Here is a 1118-nt window from a genome sequence, read left to right on the forward strand (position 1 = left end):
CGAAGCCCTCGCGGCGCATCTGCTCGACCAGGATGGCCAGCGCCAGCTCGCCGCGGCCCTGCACCTCCCAGGCGTCGGGGCGCTCGGTGTCCAGGACGCGGAGGCTGACGTTGCCGATCAGCTCGCGGTCGAGGCGGTCCTTGACCTGGCGGGCGGTGACCTTGCGGTCCTTGACGGCCGCCTTGGCGTCGGCGCCCTTGCCGGTACCGCCCCGGCCGACCAGCGGCGAGGTGTTGGTGCCGATGACCATGGAGATCGCGGGCTCGTCGACCGTGATGAGCGGCAGCGGCACCGGGTTCTCGGGGTCGGCCAGCGTCTCGCCGATCATGATGTCCGGGATACCGGCGACCGCGCAGATGTCACCCGGGCCCGCCTTCTCGGCCGGCTTGCGGGTGAGCGCCTCGGTCATCATCAGCTCGGAGATGCGCACGTTGGTGACGGAGCCGTCGCGCTTCATCCACGCGACGGTCTGCCCCTTCTTCAGCTCGCCCTGGTGGACGCGCAGCAGCGCGATACGGCCGAGGAAGTTGTCGGCGTCCAGGTTGGTGACGTGCGCCTGGAGGGGGCCTTCCTCGTCGTAGGTCGGGGCCGGGATGTGCTGGAGGATCGTCGAGAAGAACGGCTCCAGGCTGGTGGAGTCCTCCGGGACGGTGCCGTCGGCCGGCTTGGTCAGCGAGGCGATGCCGTCGCGGCCGCAGGCGTAGACGATCGGGAACTCGATCTGCTCCTCGTCCGCGTCCAGGTCCAGGAAGAGGTCGTAGGTCTCGTTGACGACCTCGTCGATCCGGGCGTCCGGGCGGTCCGTCTTGTTGATGCAGAGGATGATCGGCAGCCGGGCGTGGAGGGCCTTGCGCAGCACGAAGCGGGTCTGCGGGAGCGGGCCCTCGGAGGCGTCGACGAGCAGCACCACACCGTCGACCATCGACAGACCGCGCTCGACCTCGCCACCGAAGTCGGCGTGGCCGGGGGTGTCGATGATGTTGATCGTGATCGGGTCCCCGCCGTCCTTGGGGTGGTACTTCACCGCCGTGTTCTTGGCGAGGATCGTGATGCCCTTCTCACGCTCCAGGTCGTTCGAGTCCATCATGCGGTCGTCGACCGAGTCGAGCTGGTGGGCG

At 69.1% G+C, this 1118-nt stretch carries 1 protein-coding gene; it reads right to left on the reverse strand.

Annotation, left to right across the window (positions count from 1 at the left end):
• The coding region (locus tag ACFY5C_RS41905) for a GTP-binding protein (protein ID WP_389455354.1) at nucleotides 1-1118 on the reverse strand (1118 nt) is incomplete at both ends.

The organism is Streptomyces sp. NPDC012935 (assembly GCF_042900345.1).
In the GTDB taxonomy this organism is placed as follows: Bacteria; Actinomycetota; Actinomycetes; order Streptomycetales; family Streptomycetaceae; genus Streptomyces.